Origin of the sequence: Hathewaya histolytica, assembly GCF_901482605.1 — a bacterium.
GTDB lineage: Bacteria > Bacillota > Clostridia > Clostridiales > Clostridiaceae > Hathewaya > Hathewaya histolytica.
On the sequence record NZ_LR590481.1, the window covers coordinates 2,085,768 to 2,106,767 of the forward strand.

A 21,000-nucleotide genomic window follows, 5' to 3' on the forward strand; every position below is an offset into this window, starting at 1 on the left:
CGTACTTTATTAAAACCATTTTTTCCATATAAAGCACAAAAGCACCCTTTTAAAGGTGCTTTTGTACTTTTAGTTACACTTTAGGTACATTTATAGGGATAAACTCTATTAAAACAGCTCCATATCCTTTTATTTTTATACCTAAATGATGAACTATATTTTTTTTACTGCAAACAAACTTAATTCTAGGTTGACATGCAATACTAATTATTTTCTTCTCTTCCTCTTCTATTCTTTTAGGGGATCCCATATCTAACCACTGACTATAAAATGTATTTAATTTTTCACTAACTTCATATATAGTTATTCTGTAACTTCCAGAAAGATTTTTAATATTAAGGGATATATTCTTTTGAGCTGCATTTCTTTTACCTCTTAATTTATTTAAATTATTAAAATCTATTATCTCTTCCATAGTATCATCATAATTATATAAGATAACCTGAAATTTATCTCCTTTAGATGTAACTATGTACCCATCCCCTTTTTCAACTACTATATCTCCTAATCTACTTAGATAGTAATATGCATAATAGGATGGTTTCTTTATACCTTGCCAATTTAAAAGAGACTTTCCTCCCCAAAACACTTCATTTTTAGCATCTTTACATAAACTTATATGATCCATTACGTTTATTCCCTGGATGTTTTTTTCATTTATAATCTTATGTATAATGTAAGGTAACATGTATGAAGTATCATATATAGGATTATTATCCTCTTTTATATTTTCATCAACAACTTTTAGACCATATTCTCCTAATATTTTTAGAAGTTCTTCTTTAGTTTCCTCTGGGAGCTTATTACTTATTGAATACTTCCACTTTCCTACTTCATAACTTCCATACTTATCAATAAAAAACTCTATGAATTTTACGAGAAATTCTCCAAACTTCTTCGTTCCTATATCCTCTTTCAATATTATATGGGGTCTTAATTCTATGGATAGTATAAACTCAATGACTTCCATTGCATTACTTAAATTTATAAAACTATTACCAGAGAATATACCCATTTCTTCAGAAAACCATCCACCTATCTTACCATACTCAAATCCAATCTCTTTCTGGATATATCTTAATTGATCCATATAATGTTGATTTTTAACTTCCCACGCCTTAGGCAGAACAAGATCCTCTTTAAATTCCTTATTAAATGAACCACTATTTTTAGATGCATCTATGGAAAGTTTAATTAGTCTATCTTCGTAGCTAAACCTATCGTAATCCTCTAAGTAAATGGAAAGTTCTTCTAAAGCTTCTTTTAAATCATAATACTTTATATCCCTTAATTCTTCTAGCTTATCTTCATCTATTTTATATTTTTTTCTAAACTGCATAGGTGTCATTTTATAGTGTATTTTAAAATTTTTATTATAGTATCTTGAATGTGAAAATCCTACTTCTTGAGATATTTCCGATATAGTCATATCCGTATCTAATAAAAGTTTTATAGATTCCTCTACTCTAGTTAAATTAACAAATTCCTTAAAGCTTAATCCCATAGTATTTTTAATTTCATGAGATAAATAATGAGAGCTTAGAAATTCTTTTTTAGCTATATCTTGTAAAGTTATCTTACTATCATAATTATTATATATATACTTTATTATTCTGTGATATCTCTCTAGTTGAACCTCATTTTCTCTAAGTTCTTCCTTTTCATACATAAGATAATGAAAATTATTTATTAAATGATATAAAAGTTCAATCATGGTCTCTTCAATATATTCATCATAATCATCACCTTTTTGAACAAATTCACAAAGCATTATGGCTAAATATTTTCTTAAAACTTGATATTTTTCATCATGTTGAACCACTTTATCAGAGGTATCTGTATAAAAAAACATATTTCTAATATCATCATAATATCTCTTAAAAAAGTTAGGATCTAAATGGAACATCAATACCTTATTATCATCTTCAGAGAATATACGATGGGCCTCTTCAACATTAATAATCTCAACTTCTTTTTCCGATACCGTATAAGTCCCAGATTCTATGGTTACAGTTATGTTCCCTTGTAATACCATAAGTACCTCTATAGAATCATGCCAATGAATAGGATATTCTTTTATATTTACTAATTCAACTTTTATAGGTAGATTATTATTGTAAGTTATATATTCATTTCTCATGATTTACCTTTAGTAGGTTGGTGTAGTATGTAAGACACCAATTCCACACTAAAGTTCACCACCTTTCCACTTATAGACTGTGTAATTTACCTTATTATTACGTATATTAAAGTTTTCTATCTTATACCATTAAATATATTATATATTATAATATAAAAAAACGCCGTATTATCTACGACGTTTTTTATTATTAATAATTAAATTACTTAAGCAACTGGACTTTCTGTTTTCTCTTCTTTCAATTTAGGTCTATTGTACTGTTTTGTAAATACTACTAACAACATAATAGCAGCTATCGCATAAATTGTTCCTGTAACATAGTAAGCAATTGAATATCCATTTGGTCTAGAGAATAAGAATTGCTTTCCTAGTATACCTGCTATTACCTGTGCAAGTCCTTGGGCAACATATATTACAGCATTGTACGCTGGTCTAGCCTCTTTATTAACAAATTCCATTGGTAATGCTTGTTGCACTGGTTGAGCTGCATTCATGAATCCTGATCTTAGGAATAGTCCGATACCAACTGCCACGACCATACGGCTTCCGAAAGCTGCACCATTTGCAATTAAAAGCATAAATGGTATTGATGTTAAGGCTAGTCCACCTAAAGATACAACTCTTCCTAACTTTTTAACAATCCATGGAGATACAAATATAAATATAACCATAGCAAAATACTGGTAAGAAATAAGTTGTGAAGTAGTATCTCTATCTATTCCCATTCTGCTTAGGAATACTGAGAAGTATGGAGTAATTAATGATGCCCCTAATCTTATTAAAAATGCGAAAACTATATATAATATTATGTATTTATTAAAGAAAGCATTCCAATTAATCTTTTCTTTCTTTTCTTTTTTAACTTTCTTATAATCTGTATCAATTTCTTTTATGAATAAAATAGGTATAAGAGTTATTACTGCAACTCCTGCATAAATTAGAAGCGCATCTTTGTGAGCTCCTATATAAGCTGATAATTGCTCTGGATTAAACTCTGCTATTTTAGATGTTAAAGCCTTTGCTTGCGCATAATCTACATTTAATCTAGATGCAAATCTATTTGCAATTAATTTACCACCTGACCATGTTCCAAATACCATACCAGCAATATTAGTCCATAATGTAGTAGAGAATACTCTTTCTCTCTCTTCTTCTAAAGTATAACAACTTAAGAATGGTGATAATATAGCATCAAACATACAAACCCCAATCATAATTACTGAAGCTGCTATTGCAACTACTGGAACTGATTCAACTTTAGTAATAAGAAGAATTCCGATAATAATTGATATTGGTGAAAAAGCTAGTACTTTTTTATATCCTAACTTAGGTACTATTAATAAAAGTGCTGCTCCACCGTAGAAACCTACCCCCATTATGATTGACATACTAGCTGCAATACCTTTTGTAGCTGAAGATGCATCAAGGAAGGTTACCATTGTATCTAGGGATACTCCACCTAATATTCCCATAAATATGTAGGCAATAATAAACATCCAACTATTACGTTTAAATCTTTTATCCATTTGTTTACCCCCTATTGTTTTTTATTGTTTTAACTAGTTTAAAATACATTTAAATTTTACATATATTAAATAACATTAAATATTAAGTATTAAAAAATGGTCTTTTTCATACAGGCCTTGTACGAATTTGTAATTTCACAAATAAATATAGTCCATTTTGTTAAGAAAAGCAATACTTTATAAAATAGTTCAATAATTGATTTTATGTGGTTTTTTTATTTCGTTTTTATAAAAATATGTATTAATAAATTCTAATTATTTATATTTAAAATCATTATTAAAAATCTATTATAAAATCAAATAAAGCTTATTTTGAAATGCCTTTTAATACATTTATCTATGTTAAATTTTATACATTTAATTTATCCATAGAATATGACTTTTTAAAACATTTGAATCACATTTATATAAAAACTTCTTTTTGTACAAATTACGACTAAATACTACACTAATAACTTGGAATAAATTTCATATTTATCTATAAAAATATTATGAAATTTCTTTTATTTTTAAATTTTAATAATAAATATATATTATTTTATATATATTTATTTTAACTTTAACGATTAAAATAATAAATCATATGGAAAATGCATACGTGGAATAATATTCTTAATTTATATTGAAAACAGTTTAAACTCTATGTTATAATCAGCATATAGTTTAAACAAAGGGGAGTAGCATAAGCTTTTACGCTTCTAGTTGTTCGTCATTACGGTATATCCCGGACAACTTACTCTTTTAACGAGTTTGCAAGACCTTTGTCCTAAATAACATTTAGGACAAAGGTTTTTTTAATATTCTATAATAAATTTTATAATTATATTTAATACTATGAAAGAGGTGATATTATGTGGTTCAGTAAAAGCAATGAAGAGGTTTTAAAAGAACTTAATACTTCTCCAAGTGCTGGTTTGAGTTCAGAAGAAGCTAAAAAACGCTTAGAGAAATATGGTGAAAACAAATTAGCTGGTAAAAAACAAAAAACTCTTATTCAACTTTTCCTTGCTCAGTTAAATGACATTTTAATCTTTATTCTTATAGCTGCAGCATTGATTTCAGGATTTTTAGGAGAAGTAAGTGATGCAATTATTATAGGTATAGTTATTCTAGTTAATGCTATTGTGGGAATAATTCAGGAGGCAAAAGCTGAAAAGGCCCTAGAAGCTTTGAAACAACTATCTACCCCAAAAGCTGTTGTAAAAAGAAATGGGACTTTAAGTGAAATACCTTCTGAGGAAGTTGTACCAGGAGATGTTATTATTTTAGATGCTGGTAGATATATCCCATGTGATTTAAGATTAGTGGAAACAGCTAACCTAAAAATAGAGGAATCTGCTCTTACTGGGGAATCTGTTCCTGTAGAGAAAAATAGTAATTTAGTTTTAAAAGAAGGAGATACTCCTCTTGGAGATCAAAAAAATATGGCTTTCATGTCTACTTTAGTTACCTATGGTAGAGGTATTGGAATAGCAGTTGGTACTGGTATGAATACTGAAATAGGTAAAATTGCTAAAATGTTAGATGAAGATGTAGATAGTCAAACTCCTCTTCAAAAGAAACTTGAAGAACTAGGAAAATTCCTTGGAATTGGAGCTCTAGGTATTTGTGGTGCAATGCTTGTTATAGGCTTACTTCAAGGTAGAAACATATTAGAAATGTTCTTAACAGCCATAAGTCTAGCTGTAGCAGCAATTCCTGAAGGATTACCTGCTATTGTTACTATAGTCTTAGCTATGGGTGTACAAAAGATGATTAAAGAAAATGCTATTATAAGAAAACTACCTGCTGTTGAAACCTTAGGTTCTGTAAATATAGTTTGCTCAGATAAAACAGGTACCTTAACTCAAAATAAAATGACTGTTACAAAATACTACTCCAACGGTGTATTACAGGACATAGGTAAGATTAATTTAGAAGATAAAACTGAAAAATTATTACTTCAAAATCTTATCCTTTGTAATGATGCTACTTATTCTGCAGACTCTAAAACAGGAGACCCTACTGAAATAGCTCTTTTAGAAGCAGGATTTAATAAAAATTTAATTAAAGAAGAACTAGACTCAGAGTACACTAGAATAAATGAAATACCTTTCGAATCAGATAGAAAGCTGATGACTACAGTAAATAAATTTGATGAAAAATACTTAGTTATGACAAAAGGTGCTATAGATAACCTTCTAAAAATATGTACAAAATACTATTCTAACGGAGAAATTAAAGACTTAACTGATGATATAAGAAAACAAATATTAGATAATTCCTATAATATGTCAGATGAAGCTTTAAGAGTACTTGGCTCTGCTTATAAAGAAATTTCAACTTCTCATATTGAAATTGACTCTTTAGAAGAAGATTTAATCTTCATAGGACTTGTAGGTATGATAGATCCTCCAAGACTTGAAGTAAAAGATTCTATAGCTATATGTAAAAAGTCTGGAATTAAAACAGTTATGATTACAGGTGATCACAAGAAAACTGCATTTGCTATTGCTAAAGAGTTAAATATAGCAGAAGATGAATCACAAGTTATGTCTGGTTCAGAACTTGATAAGATGTCTGACGAGGAATTAAGTTCAAAAATAGACGAATTAAGAGTATTTGCAAGAGTTTCACCAGAACATAAAGTTAAAATTGTTAAAGCCTTTAAATCAAAAGGAAACATTGTGTCTATGACTGGTGACGGAGTAAATGATGCCCCTTCACTAAAAATTGCAGATATAGGCGTAGCTATGGGTATTACTGGTACTGATGTTGCTAAAGGTGCATCTGATATGATTTTAACTGATGATAATTTCTCTACTATAATAAGTGCAATAGAAGAAGGAAGAAATATATTTAATAATATAAAGAAATCTATTATATTCCTTATTTCTTGTAATATAGGAGAAATCATAGCATTATTCTTTGCTATACTACTTGGATGGAAAGCTCCATTAGAACCTATTCATATTCTATGGGTTAACTTAATTACAGATACCTTACCTGCCCTTTCTCTTGGTGTAGATCCAGGTGATCCTGATGTTATGAAAAATAAACCAAGGAATCCTAAGGACAGTTTATTTAAAGGATCTACCCTTAGCCTAATATTAAATGGTACCTTAATAGGATTATTAACTTTAGCAGCCTTTGTAATTGGTGCTAGAGTATTTAGTGGAACTACTGGATTATTCCCACTGTTCCCTAAAAACATTAGTGAAGATGCTTTAAGACATGCACAAACTATGGCCTTTGTAGTTTTAAGTGTATCTCAATTAGTTCATTCATTAAACATGAGAAATGAAAGTAAATCTATATTCCAAATAGGTTTATTTACTAATAGATATTTAGTCGTATCTATATTAGTTGGTATATTCCTACAAGACGTTATTATCACATTACCTTTCTTGGCTAAAATATTTAATGTACATGATTTAACAGCTATAGATTGGTTATTCGTAAGTGGTTTAAGTATAATACCATTAATATTAAATGAAATAGCTAAAATATTTAAACGCAAAAGAGAAGAGAATTTAACATAAAAAGTAAGGGAGTCCATTAGGACCCCCTTACTTTTATTTTTCTACAAACTTATTAAAAAACTTATTTTCATTGTTTTCCTTCTTAGAAGGCTTTTTATCATTTTTATTAGAATTTTTCCTGTTATCCTTCTTTATATAATTAGGCTTACTTTCTTTTTTTCTTTAATAGGATTTTCTCTTTCTAAGTGTGTTCCCTCTTTATCCTGTGATACCATTCCTTTTTTCATAAGTCCACCTAAAGCTCTCTTGAAAGCATTTTTACTACATCTAAATGTGGATTTAATTTGTTCAGGTGATGAATTATCATTAAATTTCATATGACCATCATGTAGTTTTAAATAAAGAATTATAGCACCTTCTAGATCATTTTTTTCATCTAATCTCTTTTTTCTTGGTGTTACTTCAATCTTTCCATCTTCATAATATCTCTTTACCCTAACACTGACTATTTCACCTGGTCTTATACCTGTGAAATTCTCTTTCTTTAAAACTACAGCTCTATATAGATTTTGAATAGCCACCATAACACTACCATTGGTTTGTTCGCCATAAGACGTTGCCATTAGCTCTTCTCCAATTTCAAAATGATTTGTATTATGAAGGTACTTATCAATATAGGTAGTTGCAGATATTCTTCCTGTCTTATCTAGATATATGTAAAATAAATAACTTTCACCTACTGAAAGCTCATAGGCCATTTCTTTAAATGGCACCAAAATATCTCTTTCAAGTCCAAAATCTATAAAGCAACCTATCTTAGTTTGGTCTACAACCTTTAAATGAGCTATATCCCCTACTTGTGCCAAAGGTTTTTTGCATGTAGCTATAGTTCTGTCCTTTGAATCTTTATATATAAAGACTTCTATTTGGTCTTCAACCTCAAACTCTTTACCTTCTACACTACTAAAGGGAAGCAAAATCTCTTCTGATTTTACTATGTCTATATCTTCTACTAAAAAATATCCAAAATCTCTTTTCTTTTTTACTACTAAATTATTAAATTCTCCTACTTTTATCATAAAATTCTCCTTTTTCTTCCGGTATTTATCTAATTTTAAATAAGTTTGCTAAATACTATTCTTATAATTCCATAAAAGGTAATTTAAAATACCATATATATAAACTTCTCAAAACCTTCTCTTACTACTCTATCAATATGAAATAGTAAATGTCTGTTATCTATGAAAAGTATACCATTAAGGCTATGTTTATTCAATTTATTTTGATTTCAGCCTATGCTTTATTAAGTAATCTATCCTTTGTATAATCAATTCCCATGGCTCCTAAAGGTGCTGTTATTATTATAGATAAAACTGCTATAGCAAGTATTATCTCACCAGATGGAACTCCTTTTGATAATGGAATGGCACCAATAGCAGCTTGAACTGTAGCTTTTGGTAAGTATGCTATAGAGCAAAATAATCTTTCCTTAAAGTTTAAATTAGAGCCTATTAAAGCTATATTAACTCCCACACTTCTCCCTACTAAACCTATAGCTATTATTATTATTCCTAGTATGCCAGCTTTTAATCCTACATTCACATCTACTGCTGAGCCTATTAATACAAAGAGAAATATTTGCGCAAAGAACCATATATTCTTTAACATATTTTCTAACATAATGGCTTCCTCTTCATTTTTTTCTAGTAAACAAAAACCTAAAGTCATTATAGCTAGTAAACCTGAAACTTTAGTATAGTCTCCTAAAATTTTCAATAAGAAAGCTATAGAAAGAAGCAAACAGAGCTTTTCTAAAGAATTTAATCTATCTTTAAATTTTGTAAGAAGACAATTTAAACCAAATCCGAAAAACACCCCTAATATTATGCCACCTATTATCTCTATTGGTATGTTTAACATAACCTTTCCTATACTATCTCCAGTATTACTAAAAATCCCAATAAAGACACCAAATAATGTAATGGCAAAGATATCATCAATAGACGCACCAGAAAGTATTATAACCGGAATGTCTTTATCCATTCCGTTTCCATTCTTCTTTAATTTAAGCATAAAAGGTACTATAACAGCTGGGGATACAGCTGCCAGAATGAACCCCAACATTCCTGATTCTATATAAGAAATTTTAAGTAAAGTTTTTGAAATCATCATTACAGTTATCCCTTCAAATATACAGGGAATAAAACTCATTTTTATAGATGTTATACCTACTTTCTTAAGTATACTTTTATTAAGACCAAGTCCAGCTCTAAGTAAAATTATTATTAAGGCCATGTTCCTAATTTCACTACTATTATTTAATATAGATGGATGAAGTATGTTAAAGCCATATGGTCCAATAATTACACCAAGTATTATCATACCTAATATTCCTGGTACTTTAATACTAGATAAGATTTTATTAAATATTAAACCAAAGAATAAAATAATTGCTATACTCTGTATCATTTAATCTCCTCCTCATTCTTTACAAACAAAAAACTTCTACGATTAACATCGTAGAAGCCATTAGCATAACAAGCGATTTGAAAAAATACTTTTCAGGAGAGCTTCATCTCCATATATTTAGCTAAAAACATTATATAATTAATTTATCTCCATTTCAATAATATTTTATATTAATTATTTATTTAAATATGCTTTTGATAGTGCCACATAATTTTTAGAAGAATTTCTTAATGAGATAATCTCTTCTTCTGTCAGATTTCTTATTACCCTTGCTGGAGAACCAAGGCAAAGTACCCCTGAAGGTATTGTCTTTCCTTCAGTTACCACACTTCCTGCCCCTATCAAAGTATTCTCTCCTATTTCCGCTCCATTTAATATTATAGAACCCATTCCTACTAGGGTATTATCTCCAATATTACATCCATGAATAACACAGTTATGTCCAATTGTAACATTCTTCCCTATTTTAACTCCATATTCATGTGCCACATGAACTGTAGAATTTTCTTGTATATTAGTGCCTTCACCTACAGTTATTTTATTTATATCTGCTCTAAGCACAGAATTATACCATATATTAACGTCTCTTTCTAAAATAACTTCTCCCACCAATACCACATTTTCTGCAATAAAAGTTTCATTATGAATAATAGGCTTTTCATTATTAAATTCTATTATCACACTAAATCCCTTCTTCCTACGATTTTAATAATATATTTAAATTATATTGTATATATTTTATATTGTAAATCAATATCATTTAATTAAAAATACTGAAAATTAGCTCCTCAGCATATATTATGGTATTATATATAAGTACAATTTTTATTATTATTTTTATTAAAATTATTTTATTGAAATTATATATTTTATATCATATAATACTATATATAGTGTTTGATTGAAAAACAAAATACTATATATAGTATTTTGTTTGCGTTTATAATTTATTAGGAGGTGAACACTAGATGTAGCTTATATTTTTAAGCTACTGATAGTATATTATGCATAAAATCCATAACATTTTTAAAAGAGTCTTTACAAAAGAATTAGAAAACCGAAAAGATATTACAGTATACGATCTATTTAATTGGAAAAAAGTAAATGTAATCTTAAAGGATTATAAAACTAATAAAGTCTTAGTAGATATGAAAGATTTAGAATTTCCTATCCATTACTCACAAAATGCTTGTGATATTATAGCTTCAAAATATTTTAGAAAAGCTGGTGTAAACACCAAGTTAGGCTGCGAAAATAGTATGAAGCAAGTAGCACATAGATTAGTAAGTTTCTGGACAGAAGCACTTATTGATGAAAAAATCATAGAGACTGAAGAAGAAAAATCTATCTATTATGATGAAATGGTTTATGCATTCTTAAATCAAATGTATGCTCCAAACTCACCTCAATGGTTTAATACAGGATTAAATTTAGCTTATGGAATAAAGGGAAATAGCAATAATAATTTTTATTATGATGAAAAAGAAGGTAAAGCAGTTAAATCAAAAGATTTCTATACAAGAACTCAGGCATCAGCTTGCTTTATCCTATCTATAGAAGATAAATTACTTGGAAAGCATTCTATATCTGAGCAGTTTGTAACTGAAACTAAATTATTTAAAGGTGGTTCAGGTACAGGAACAAACTTCTCAACCATTAGAGCTAAAGGTGAAAGATTATCTGGCGGAGGCTTTTCTTCTGGATTAATGAGTTTTTTAAGATCCTTTGATAGAAATGCTGGGGCTATAAAATCTGGAGGAACAACTCGCCGTGCAGCAAAAATGGTAATCTTAGATGTTGATCATCCAGAGATAATGGAATTTATGACATGGAAAGCTAATGAAGAAGATAAAGTCCGTGCTCTTGGAAAAATGGGATATGATATTAGCTTTGAAGGTGAAGCATATGAAACTGTTTCAGGACAAAACGGAAATAACTCTATAAGATTCTCCGATAAATTCATGGATAAAGTAGAAAACTTAAAGAAAGAACCTAATGCAGAGATAGAACTTTCTGGAAGAGTTGATAAAAGTATAAATAAAAATGTTAAAGTACAAGAGTTATGGGATGCCTTTAACGAGTCCGCATGGAAATGTGCCGACCCTGCCCCTCAATTTGATGATACTTTTAATGCTTGGCATACTTGTCCTTGTGGAGAAGATGGTGTTTATAATGCTAAACATAATAGAATAAACTCAACAAACCCATGTGGTGAATATGCATTCTTAGATGATACAGCATGTAACCTAGCTTCAATAAATATTTTCAAATTCTATAACTTAAAAACTAAGAAATTTGAAATTCAAAAATACACTCATTTAGTTAGTTTATTACAATTAGCTCTTGAAGCTTCAATTCATTGGGGACAATTCCCAACAGAAGATATTGCAAGAAAGACACATTTATTTAGAACAACTGGTCTTGGAATATCTAATATAGCATCTTTATTCATGGTAATGGGATATTCATATGAGTCAGAAGCTGCAAGAAACCTAACAGCTAGCTTAATTGGTACATTAACTGGCCAATCATATTATGTTTCTTCCTTAATGGCAGAAAAGTTAGGTGCCTTTGAAAAATATGACATAAATAAAGATCATATGTTGAGAGTTATAAGAAACCACTCAAGAGTTGCTGGTGCATTAGAATCAGCTTATGAAGGTCTAAACTATGAACCAATTAAAGTTAAACATAACATACTAAAAGAAATTGGATTAGATTATTTAGGAGAAGAGCTTAAAAAATCATGGCTTCGTGCTTTAGAATCTGGAGAAAAGCATGGTTATAGAAATGCTCAAGTTTCAGTTATTGCACCAACAGGAACAATATCCTTCGCCATGGATTGTGGTGCTACATCAATTGAACCATACTTCAGTCACTTTATATACAAAAAATTATCTGGTGGCGGATATATGACTATAGTTAACCCAGTTATAGAATTATCTCTTAAAAATCTTGGTTATACTGAAGAACAAATAAATGATATTTTAGAATATATTTTAAGAAAAGAAACTGTAAATGAAGATGGATATGAATATGAAAAAATAGTAGATGGAAAAATAGAAGGAGCTCCTCATCTAAAAGAAGAACACCTAACTATTTTTGATACTGCAAATAAATGCGGTTCAGGGGAAAGATATATATCACCTGAAGGCCATGTTTTAATGATGTCTGCTATTACTCCATTAATATCTGGTGCTATTTCAAAAACAGTAAATCTACCTAAAAATGCTACAATAAATGACTTTAAGAAAGTAGTTCTTCTATCATGGAAGTTAGGTGTTAAAGGTATAGCATTATATAGAGATTCTTCAAAGGCTAGCCAACCACTTAATACTACTTTAACTGATGGAGAAAATAAAAAATTAGAAGATCTAAACTATAGTGAATTATTAGCTAAAGCTAAAGAACTTCACTACTCTAAATACTCTGAAAGGGATAAACCAGAAGGTATTAGAATGGGAACTACTCATCCTGCGCAAATAGATGATGTTAAAGTATATACTACTGTAAATAGACGTGAGGATGGGGAGATCTGCGAAATCTATATAACTACAGATAGAGAAGGTACTATTATTACAGGACTTTTAAATTCTCTTTCTAAGTCAATTTCAGTTATGCTACAATACCATGTACCACCAAAAGATATAGCTAAGATGTTAAGAGGCCAAAAATATGAACCATATGGTTTTGTTCAAAAGCACCCTTACATCAAATATGTAACTTCTATTTCAGACTTAATAAGTAAAGTTATAGATATTGAAAATGGGGATTTTAGTCGTTGCCAAGTTAAACCTGACAGTTACGATCTTCCTTATAATGCTATAAATAATGCTAATGATATAATCGCTCCTACTAATTCAGAAAACACCACTACAAGTAAAGATGAAATAGATGGTGAAAGATTGTATACAGAGGTTTGTTCTAATTGTGCTAGTACTAGAATGGTTAGAAATGGTACTTGTAAAGTATGCCTAGACTGTGGTACTACTACTGGATGTAGCTAAAATTTATAATTTTATTAATATAAAAGCTCTACCGTATATCTGCGGTAGAGCTTTTATCACTATTATTTCCTTGGAATCCTATAATTGCTTCCGTAAATCCTAGCACCATCAATTAAAGCCTGTATATTTTCTTTCTTTGTACCTATAGGAATTTGACATCCTGTACTTAAAATATATCCATTAGGATTGTCCCATCCTTTTTCTATACAAGTACTACATTCTTTATATATATCTTCAATAGAACCCATTTTTACAGTTTCTACTGGTCTAACATTTCCAACTAAGCAAACTCTGTCCCCTACTAGTTTTTTTGCTTCACTTAAATCTTCAACATTATCTATACTTAGTGTTGAAATACCAAGTTCCACCATGTCTTCCCATATATCTTTACTCTTACCACAAATGTGTAATAATGCTCCTGCACCTCTCCAATAGGCAACCCTATCTATGCACTTCTTTAAATATGGCTTAGCAAATTCTCTAAATTGCTTAGAGCTAATCATACTACAAGATGCAACAGGATCTGAAAAGCCTACTCCATACCCAAGTTCACAAGCAGCATCAATAAATAGTAAATTACTCTCTGTAACTATTTCCAATAATTCATGTACTTTTTCAGGACATTTTCTAATATCCTTCATTAAATTTTCAGCCCCGCGGATGGCAGATGCAACACTTATAGGTCCTGCTATATCTGTTGAAACACCTACTTCATGCCCTACTTCTTTATCTATCATCTGAAGAGCCTTCAAAATAAGAGGTAACCTACCGTCTTTATGAGGGTTTGCTGGCTTAAGCCTATGTAATTCATCATAGGATTTTAGAAGAGGTTCCTTTACATAAGACATACTTTTCTCTGGATATACAAGTTCTGTTCCCATAGCCTCAGCAACCCCTCTTAATCCTGTACCTATTCCTGCTCCATCAGCCTTAAATGCTTTATATACCTCTATCTCTACCTTAGCCATTAATTCTGCAGAATGATTATGTTCTCTTGGCCATATTCCAAATAAAGGTGCGCATGTTTCGCCCATAATAGGAGAACAAGGAATTCTGTCTACTTCTTCTCCCCTGGCAAAAGCCTTCATTCTTTCCTTTGAAGTCATTTCATCACATTTTATTTCCCTAAACATATATAACATTTCCCCTCTAGTAAAATTCTAGGGATTTTTCATAATGATTATATAGGATTTTATAGTATCCTATACCATATATCCCCTTATCCGATTCTATACTATTGAGGATTTTTAGTCTAATAAAAAAAAACTATAGGCATTATATTCGTTATTTATATTTTAAATAGTGAATACTTTAAGTATTTTATTCCTATTTAATTATTAATTTTATATTATTTATCATTTTTATTTGTGTTTTTTACTCTATTAGGCTTAGCTTTTGGTCTAATTACATCTTTTTTTCTATTTTTATTCTGTTCATAGGTTTTACCTTTGCTTTCAACAGCATTAAATAATCCTGATGTATCTAAAAACCATAAGAAAAATATTACATAAATTGTAGGTAAAATATATCTTCCCAATATACTCTTACCTGAAACTCCAAAATATGATGTTAGGACAACTATTAGAATGGTAATACTAAGAATTATCCATTTATTCACTTTTACTTTTGAAAAAACAAATTCTCTTAAAAAAGCAAAAATAACAAAACCAATTGCAGCAAATAATAATGTAGACAATAACGCCATTAAAATTCTCATTTACGTCTTCCTCCTTAAAAAATATATACCAATATTATTATTGAATATTTTGGAGATATTATCAAGTTTATTTTTAAATCTGAAAATTCTTAATTTGTTGGATATGTAAAAAATATATGTTAAAATTTTTTTGGGTAGTATCTTATCTGAAAGAACTGCACCGTTTGTTTATTGTTAGTGTTTATATTTTAGTGCTTATATCCTTCTATAGGAATAAGACAACTTACGGAACCAGTATATTTAAGACTGGTGGTGATAATATTGTTTAATAATATTGGTTTTATTGGAGCAGGAAAGGTTGGTTGTAACCTTGCAAAGTATTTTATGAAAAAAGGTATAACAGTTAGTGGCTTTTTTTGCAATTCTCTAAAATCAGAAGAATTTGTACATAAACATTTAACCTTACACACTTTCGATTCCATGGATTCTTTATTAGAAAGTAGTGATTTAATATTCATAACTACTCCTGATGATGAAATAAAAAATGTATGGAATTCTCTAAAACTCTGTAATAACTTAAAGAATAAATTCCTTGCTCATGCAAGTGGTTCCTTGAGTTCTGATGTATTTACAGACATAAACAAATTTGGTGCATATGGATTTTCAATCCACCCAATGTGGCCCTTTTCAGATAAACATACCTCATATATAGGCTTAGAAGATGCCTATTTTTCCATAGAAGGATTTAACGAAAAAATTAGTATTGTAAAAGATTTTATAAATTTTCTAGGTAACAATTCCTTTATAATTTCTAAAGATGATAAATATTTATATCATTTAGCCAATGTAACTGTGTCTAATTTAGTTTTATCTATATTAAATCTAGGTACAAATTATCTAGAGCTTTGTGGGGTTGAAGAAAATCAAGCCTTAAATGCTTTAATGCCCTTAATGCTTAACAACGTACAAAATATACAGAATAAAGGCTTTATATCGTCTCTCACAGGTCCCATTGAAAGAGATGATATAGGTACTATAATTCATCATTTAGATGCAATTCCTAAAGAGCATAGGGAACTTTATAAAATTTTATCTTTAAATTTATTAAAACTTTCAAAAGAAAAAAATAAAAAAAGGGATTATAGTAAATTAGAAAAAATCCTTATGGAGGTATAATTAAAATGAAAAATACAGTAGCAACTTTTTTGGAATCAAAAGCAAAGGGTGAAAAACTTACCATGCTAACCTGCTATGACTACTCTACTGCTAAATTAATGGACGATACAGGGATAAACGGTATTTTAGTTGGTGATTCACTTGGAATGGTTTGTTTAGGATATAAAGATACACTAAGTGTAACTATGGAAGACATGATACATCATACCAAAGCTGTAACTAGAGGTACAGAAAATACACTTGTAGTTGGAGATATGCCTTTTATGTCTTACCAAACTTCAATTTGCGATGCTGTAAAAAATGCTGGAAGATTAATAAAAGAAGGTGGTGCTTCTGCCGTGAAGCTTGAAGGCGGGGCTTCTGTAGTAGAAGAGATTAAAGCTATTGTTAAAGCTCAAATACCTGTTATGGGTCATATAGGTTTAACTCCTCAATCTGTAAATATGTTTGGTGGATTTAAAGTCCAAGGCAGAAATGAAGAAAATGCAAAAAGGTTAATAGAAGATGCAAAAAAACTAGAAGAAACCGGTGTATTTGCTATTGTTTTAGAATGTATACCTGCAAAACTAGCTGAAATAATTTCCAAAGAAATATCTGTCCCTACTATAGGTATTGGTGCTGGCGCTGGATGTGATGGACAAATACTAGTATATCACGATATGTTAAATATGTTTTCAGATCTTAAGCCTAAATTTGTTAAAACCTTTTCAAATGTAGGAGATGTTATGAGAGAAGGTATAAACAGCTATATTTCTGAAGTAAAAAATGGAACCTTCCCTTCATCAGAACATAGTTTTAAAATTTCTGAAGATACTTTAAAAAAATTATATTAGACATATTGAATACTCTATAGAAAGGATGTGAAACTGCATATTGCAGTGAATATCATGAAAATATTAAAAAGTATTACTGAAGTAAGAAAGCAAATAAATGAATGGAAGAGTGAAGGATATTCAGTAGGATTAGTTCCTACTATGGGATATTTACATGATGGACATAAAAGTCTTATAGAAAAAGCTCATTCTCAAAATAATAAAGTTATAGTAAGCATCTTTGTAAACCCTATTCAATTTGGACCTAATGAAGATTATGATAAATATCCTAGGGACATAGAAAAAGATAGTAAACTTTGTGAAAGTGCTGGTGCTGATATAATTTTCAATCCAGAAGTTTCAGAAATGTACCCAGAAGAAATTTTAACTTCTGTAAAATTAAAAAATCTTGCAAATGGACTTTGTGGTGCAAAACGCCCAGGTCATTTTGATGGTGTTTGTACTGTAGTTTCAAAATTATTTAATATAGTTAATCCTACAAGAGCTTACTTTGGCGAAAAAGATGCTCAACAATTAGCTGTTATAAAAAAGATGGTTAAAGATTTAAACTTTGATATAGAGGTAGTATCTTGTCCTATAGTAAGAGAAGTTGATGGACTTGCTAAAAGTTCTAGAAATACATACCTATCTCAAGATGAAAGAAACTCTGCTTTAGTTTTAAATAAAAGTCTATTGGAAGCTAAGAAAGAAATAGAGAAAGGTGAGACTTCTGCAAATAAAATAAAAGATTTAATTTTATCTATTATTTCTAGTGAACCTGTTGCAAAGGTAGATTACGTTGAAGTTGTAAATTTTAATACTATTAAAGACACAGAGAAAATTCTTAATGAAACTTTAATTGCTATAGCAGTTTATATAGGAAAAACTAGGCTTATAGATAACATTATTATAAAATAGGATGGTGGAATAAATGCATATTACTATGCTTAAATCGAAAATACATCGTGCAACTATTACAGAAGCTAATCTAAACTACGTAGGTAGTATTACCATAGACACTGCTCTTTTAAAATCTTCTGGAATATTAGAATATGAAAAAGTGCAAATTGTAGATATTGATAATGGAGAAAGATTAGAAACCTATGTTATCCCAGGAGAAGAAAACAGTGGCATGATATGTCTAAATGGTGCTGCTGCTAGACTAGTTCAAAAAGGTGATAAAATTATAATTATGAGTTATGCTTTAATGGATGAGAAAGAAGCTAAAAAATACAATCCTACTGTAGTTTTTGTAGATGAAAAAAATAGAGTATCTGAAGTTACTAACTACGAATCTCATGGAGAAATAAAATAATCTCCATAATTATAACTATTCTCCTTTAAATTTTTCATTCAAAAACTTATAATATATCGAAAAATGCTAATAATAAGTATGAAATTCATAATAAAGGAGATGTATAACAGTGAAAACTTTAGATGCTATTGCACTTACTCTTGTTATTATCGGAGCTATAAACTGGGGACTTATAGGTTTCTTTAGATTTGATCTTGTAGCAACTTTATTTGGTACAATGACAGCGTTCACTAGAGTTATCTATTCACTAGTTGGATTAGCTGGATTATATGCTATTTCTTTTTATGGAAGAGATAGAGAAGCTGTGGAAGAACAGTAACTAAAGTATTTTAAAAATTAAAACCCCATATGGGGTTTTAATTCTTTAGTCTTAAAATTAATTTTTAAATCTTAATTTTATAATCTAAGTTTAAATCATTTATCATATAAAAAGTTTAATTTTATATTGAGCTTTTTATTATATCTTGCACCTTTAAGTGTATACTATCTTTTTCTTCCTTAGACATATCATTTAAATAGATTGGTTCGTGAAAAATTATTTTAACTTCACTTCCATTTAACTTATTATTATTCCCTTCATAGCTTTTATAAGTTCCATCTAAAGTAACTGGAACTATAGGTCTTCCTGATTTAAAAGCCATCTTTAAACTACCCTTTTTAAATTCATTCATATTTGAAGATCTACTCCTTGTCCCTTCTGGGAATATAAGCATAGAGTGACCTTCTTTTAAATATTCACTTCCTGAAATTATAGCCTTAATACCTTCTCTAGGGTTTTGTCTATCTATAAAAACACATTTTATTTGTTCCATCCAGTATGTTATCATAGGTGATTTTTTAAGTTCTTTTTTAGCTACAAATCCAACTTTCCTAGGTATTACATTTAACATAACAGGTATATCTAATAAGCTCTGATGGTTACATGCGAACAAACATGCCTCTTCCGGAATATTTTCTATCCCCTTTACATCAAGTTTCATTGGAACTTTTCTTATTATAAAGCTGGACCATCCATTAACTACCTTTCTTAAATATTCACCTGATAATTCCTTAGATTTCTTTTTTAAACTAGTATGCTTTATTTTCTTGAAAAAACAACCTATCATATATATTCCAAATTCTAAAAAAAGTATGTACGTTCTCATAATTTTTTCCTTTCAAATTTTACTTTGTCACATAAATATTATACATTTATATATATTTTTTTTCAATTACTCTTAACCTGTACTAAAATCATCACTTACAGTATTCCTACTTATCATTTCTAATTTAATATTATAATTAAAGATTATTTATTATATTCTTTAATCATTTTATCTTCATTGAAAAACTTTTTGAATATTTAAAAATACTACAAATCCATTGTTAAATAGTATTTATACAATTATAATTACCTTATATAACTGATGAAAAGGAGCAATAACTATATGAAAAAGTTGAACAAACTATTTTTTGTATCTATAAGTATATTTTTATCCCTAAGTTTATTATTCTCCGGATGTAGTCCTAAGAACAATACTGAAAACTCAAATAAAAAAGAAAAAGTTTCTACAGAAAATAAAAATATATCTAAAAACACTTCACAAAAAAATACAGATAAACCTAAAACTAATGCTGTGAAGGAATCTGTAAAAGATAAATTGACTATACATTATATAAATGTTGGACAAGGAGATGCAGAGTTAATTCAATTTAAAGGAAAAAATCTTTTAATCGATGCTGGTCCTAATAAATCTAGTGAACAACTTCTTACTTATTTAAGAAGGACTGGTGTTAAAAGGCTAGACTTTGTTATTGCAACTCACCCTCATGAAGATCATATAGGTAACATGGATGATGTGATTCGTGAATTTGAAATTGGTGAATTTATAGCCCCTAAAGTTTCTGCTAATACTAAAAGTTTTGAGTGGATGCTTAAAAATCTTAAAAGTAAAGGACTAAAAATCACCACTGCTAAAGCAGGTCTAAAATTAGATATTCATAAAAATTTAAAATGTGAATTTGTAGCTCCAAATAAAGATAAGTATGATGACTTAAACAACTATTCTGCTGTAGTAAAATTAACTTATGGAAAGAATAGATTCCTATTTACTGGCGATGCAGAAACTTTAAGTGAAAAAGAAATTTTAGCTAAAGGCTTTGATATAAGTGCTGATGTATTAAAATTTGGACATCATGGAAGTAGCACTTCTTCTTCAAAAGACTTTTTAAGAAAAGTTAATCCTAAAATAGGAATTGTATCTTGCGCTAAAGGAAATAATTATGGTCATCCACATAAGGAAACTTTAAGTAAAATTAAAGAGTTCCAAATAAAAACTTATAGAACAGACATAGACGGTGATATCATTTTAGTAAGTGACGGAAGTAATATACAAAAATTAAATAAGAAATAAAGAAATTGGGACTGTCTCTAAAATATTAGATAAGACAGTCCCAA

General features: G+C 29.2%; 16 protein-coding genes and 1 riboswitch. Of the genes, 8 read left to right on the plus strand and 8 right to left on the minus strand.

The genetic code is table 11. The features are described 5' to 3' along the window. Positions 1–73 precede the first annotated feature (73 nt). Positions 74–2,140, minus strand: a complete 2,067-nt coding sequence (locus FGL08_RS10090; protein ID WP_138210671.1) for an AraC family transcriptional regulator — start codon at positions 2,138–2,140, stop codon at positions 74–76. 206 nt (positions 2,141–2,346) lie between these two features. Beyond that, a complete protein-coding gene (locus FGL08_RS10095) occupies positions 2,347–3,666 on the minus strand; it encodes an MFS transporter (protein ID WP_138210672.1) in 1,320 nt (439 codons plus the stop codon). Between the two features lie 851 nt (positions 3,667–4,517). Between FGL08_RS10095 and FGL08_RS10100 the strand changes: the two genes are divergently transcribed. Continuing rightward, a complete protein-coding gene (locus FGL08_RS10100; protein ID WP_138210673.1) occupies positions 4,518–7,187 on the plus strand; it encodes a calcium-transporting P-type ATPase, PMR1-type in 2,670 nt (889 codons plus the stop codon). A 131-nt stretch (positions 7,188–7,318) separates the two neighbouring features. On the opposite strand, the gene FGL08_RS10105 is transcribed toward FGL08_RS10100, so the two are convergent. From FGL08_RS10105 to FGL08_RS10115, 3 genes are all read right to left on the minus strand, one after another. Further along, complete coding sequence (locus FGL08_RS10105; RefSeq protein WP_138210674.1) at positions 7,319–8,206, minus strand: CvfB family protein; 888 nt, start codon at positions 8,204–8,206, stop codon at positions 7,319–7,321. A gap of 214 nt (positions 8,207–8,420) precedes the next feature. Then, a complete protein-coding gene (locus FGL08_RS10110; RefSeq protein WP_138210675.1) occupies positions 8,421–9,596 on the minus strand; it encodes a cation:proton antiporter in 1,176 nt (391 codons plus the stop codon). Positions 9,597–9,640: 44 nt separating this feature from the next. Next, a riboswitch (Fluoride riboswitch) is annotated at positions 9,641–9,716 on the minus strand. Between the two features lie 54 nt (positions 9,717–9,770). Further along, positions 9,771–10,277 (minus strand): gamma carbonic anhydrase family protein, encoded by a 507-nt coding sequence (locus FGL08_RS10115; protein WP_138210676.1) that lies wholly within the window; start codon positions 10,275–10,277, stop codon positions 9,771–9,773. Positions 10,278–10,600: 323 nt separating this feature from the next. On the opposite strand from FGL08_RS10115, the gene FGL08_RS10120 reads away from it, so the two are divergent. After that, positions 10,601–13,603: a vitamin B12-dependent ribonucleotide reductase gene (locus FGL08_RS10120; RefSeq protein ID WP_138210677.1), complete on the plus strand. Its 3,003-nt coding sequence runs from the start codon at positions 10,601–10,603 to the stop codon at positions 13,601–13,603. A 62-nt stretch (positions 13,604–13,665) separates the two neighbouring features. Here FGL08_RS10120 and FGL08_RS10125 read toward each other — a convergent pair whose 3' ends face one another. Next, the gene (locus FGL08_RS10125) at positions 13,666–14,736 is read right to left on the minus strand and encodes a uroporphyrinogen decarboxylase family protein (RefSeq protein WP_138210678.1); all 1,071 of its coding nucleotides are present in this window, start codon (positions 14,734–14,736) and stop codon (positions 13,666–13,668) included. Positions 14,737–14,951: 215 nt separating this feature from the next. Further along, a complete protein-coding gene (locus FGL08_RS10130; RefSeq protein ID WP_138210679.1) occupies positions 14,952–15,320 on the minus strand; it encodes a hypothetical protein in 369 nt (122 codons plus the stop codon). Between the two features lie 261 nt (positions 15,321–15,581). Here FGL08_RS10130 and FGL08_RS10135 point away from each other — a divergent pair, with 261 nt between their 5' ends. The 5 genes from FGL08_RS10135 to FGL08_RS10155 all read left to right on the plus strand — a co-directional run bounded on the left by FGL08_RS10135 (position 15,582) and on the right by FGL08_RS10155 (position 18,882). Further along, complete coding sequence (locus FGL08_RS10135) at positions 15,582–16,436, plus strand: Rossmann-like and DUF2520 domain-containing protein (protein WP_138210680.1); 855 nt, start codon at positions 15,582–15,584, stop codon at positions 16,434–16,436. A 5-nt stretch (positions 16,437–16,441) separates the two neighbouring features. After that, positions 16,442–17,269, plus strand: a complete 828-nt coding sequence (gene panB / locus FGL08_RS10140; protein WP_138210681.1) for a 3-methyl-2-oxobutanoate hydroxymethyltransferase — start codon at positions 16,442–16,444, stop codon at positions 17,267–17,269. A gap of 54 nt (positions 17,270–17,323) precedes the next feature. After that, positions 17,324–18,166 (plus strand): pantoate--beta-alanine ligase, encoded by an 843-nt coding sequence (panC, locus tag FGL08_RS10145; protein ID WP_138210682.1) that lies wholly within the window; start codon positions 17,324–17,326, stop codon positions 18,164–18,166. 13 nt (positions 18,167–18,179) lie between these two features. Then, the gene (panD, locus tag FGL08_RS10150) at positions 18,180–18,563 is read left to right on the plus strand and encodes an aspartate 1-decarboxylase (RefSeq protein ID WP_138210683.1); all 384 of its coding nucleotides are present in this window, start codon (positions 18,180–18,182) and stop codon (positions 18,561–18,563) included. Between the two features lie 109 nt (positions 18,564–18,672). Further along, the gene (locus tag FGL08_RS10155) at positions 18,673–18,882 is read left to right on the plus strand and encodes a DUF378 domain-containing protein (protein WP_138210684.1); all 210 of its coding nucleotides are present in this window, start codon (positions 18,673–18,675) and stop codon (positions 18,880–18,882) included. 121 nt (positions 18,883–19,003) lie between these two features. On the opposite strand, the gene FGL08_RS10160 is transcribed toward FGL08_RS10155, so the two are convergent. Beyond that, positions 19,004–19,708: a lysophospholipid acyltransferase family protein gene (locus FGL08_RS10160; RefSeq protein ID WP_138210685.1), complete on the minus strand. Its 705-nt coding sequence runs from the start codon at positions 19,706–19,708 to the stop codon at positions 19,004–19,006. Between the two features lie 282 nt (positions 19,709–19,990). On the opposite strand from FGL08_RS10160, the gene FGL08_RS10165 reads away from it, so the two are divergent. Beyond that, positions 19,991–20,956 carry a ComEC/Rec2 family competence protein gene (locus tag FGL08_RS10165; protein ID WP_138210686.1) on the plus strand — a complete coding sequence of 322 codons (966 nt, stop codon included), beginning with the start codon at positions 19,991–19,993 and terminating at the stop codon, positions 20,954–20,956. The last annotated feature ends 44 nt before the right edge of the window (positions 20,957–21,000 follow it).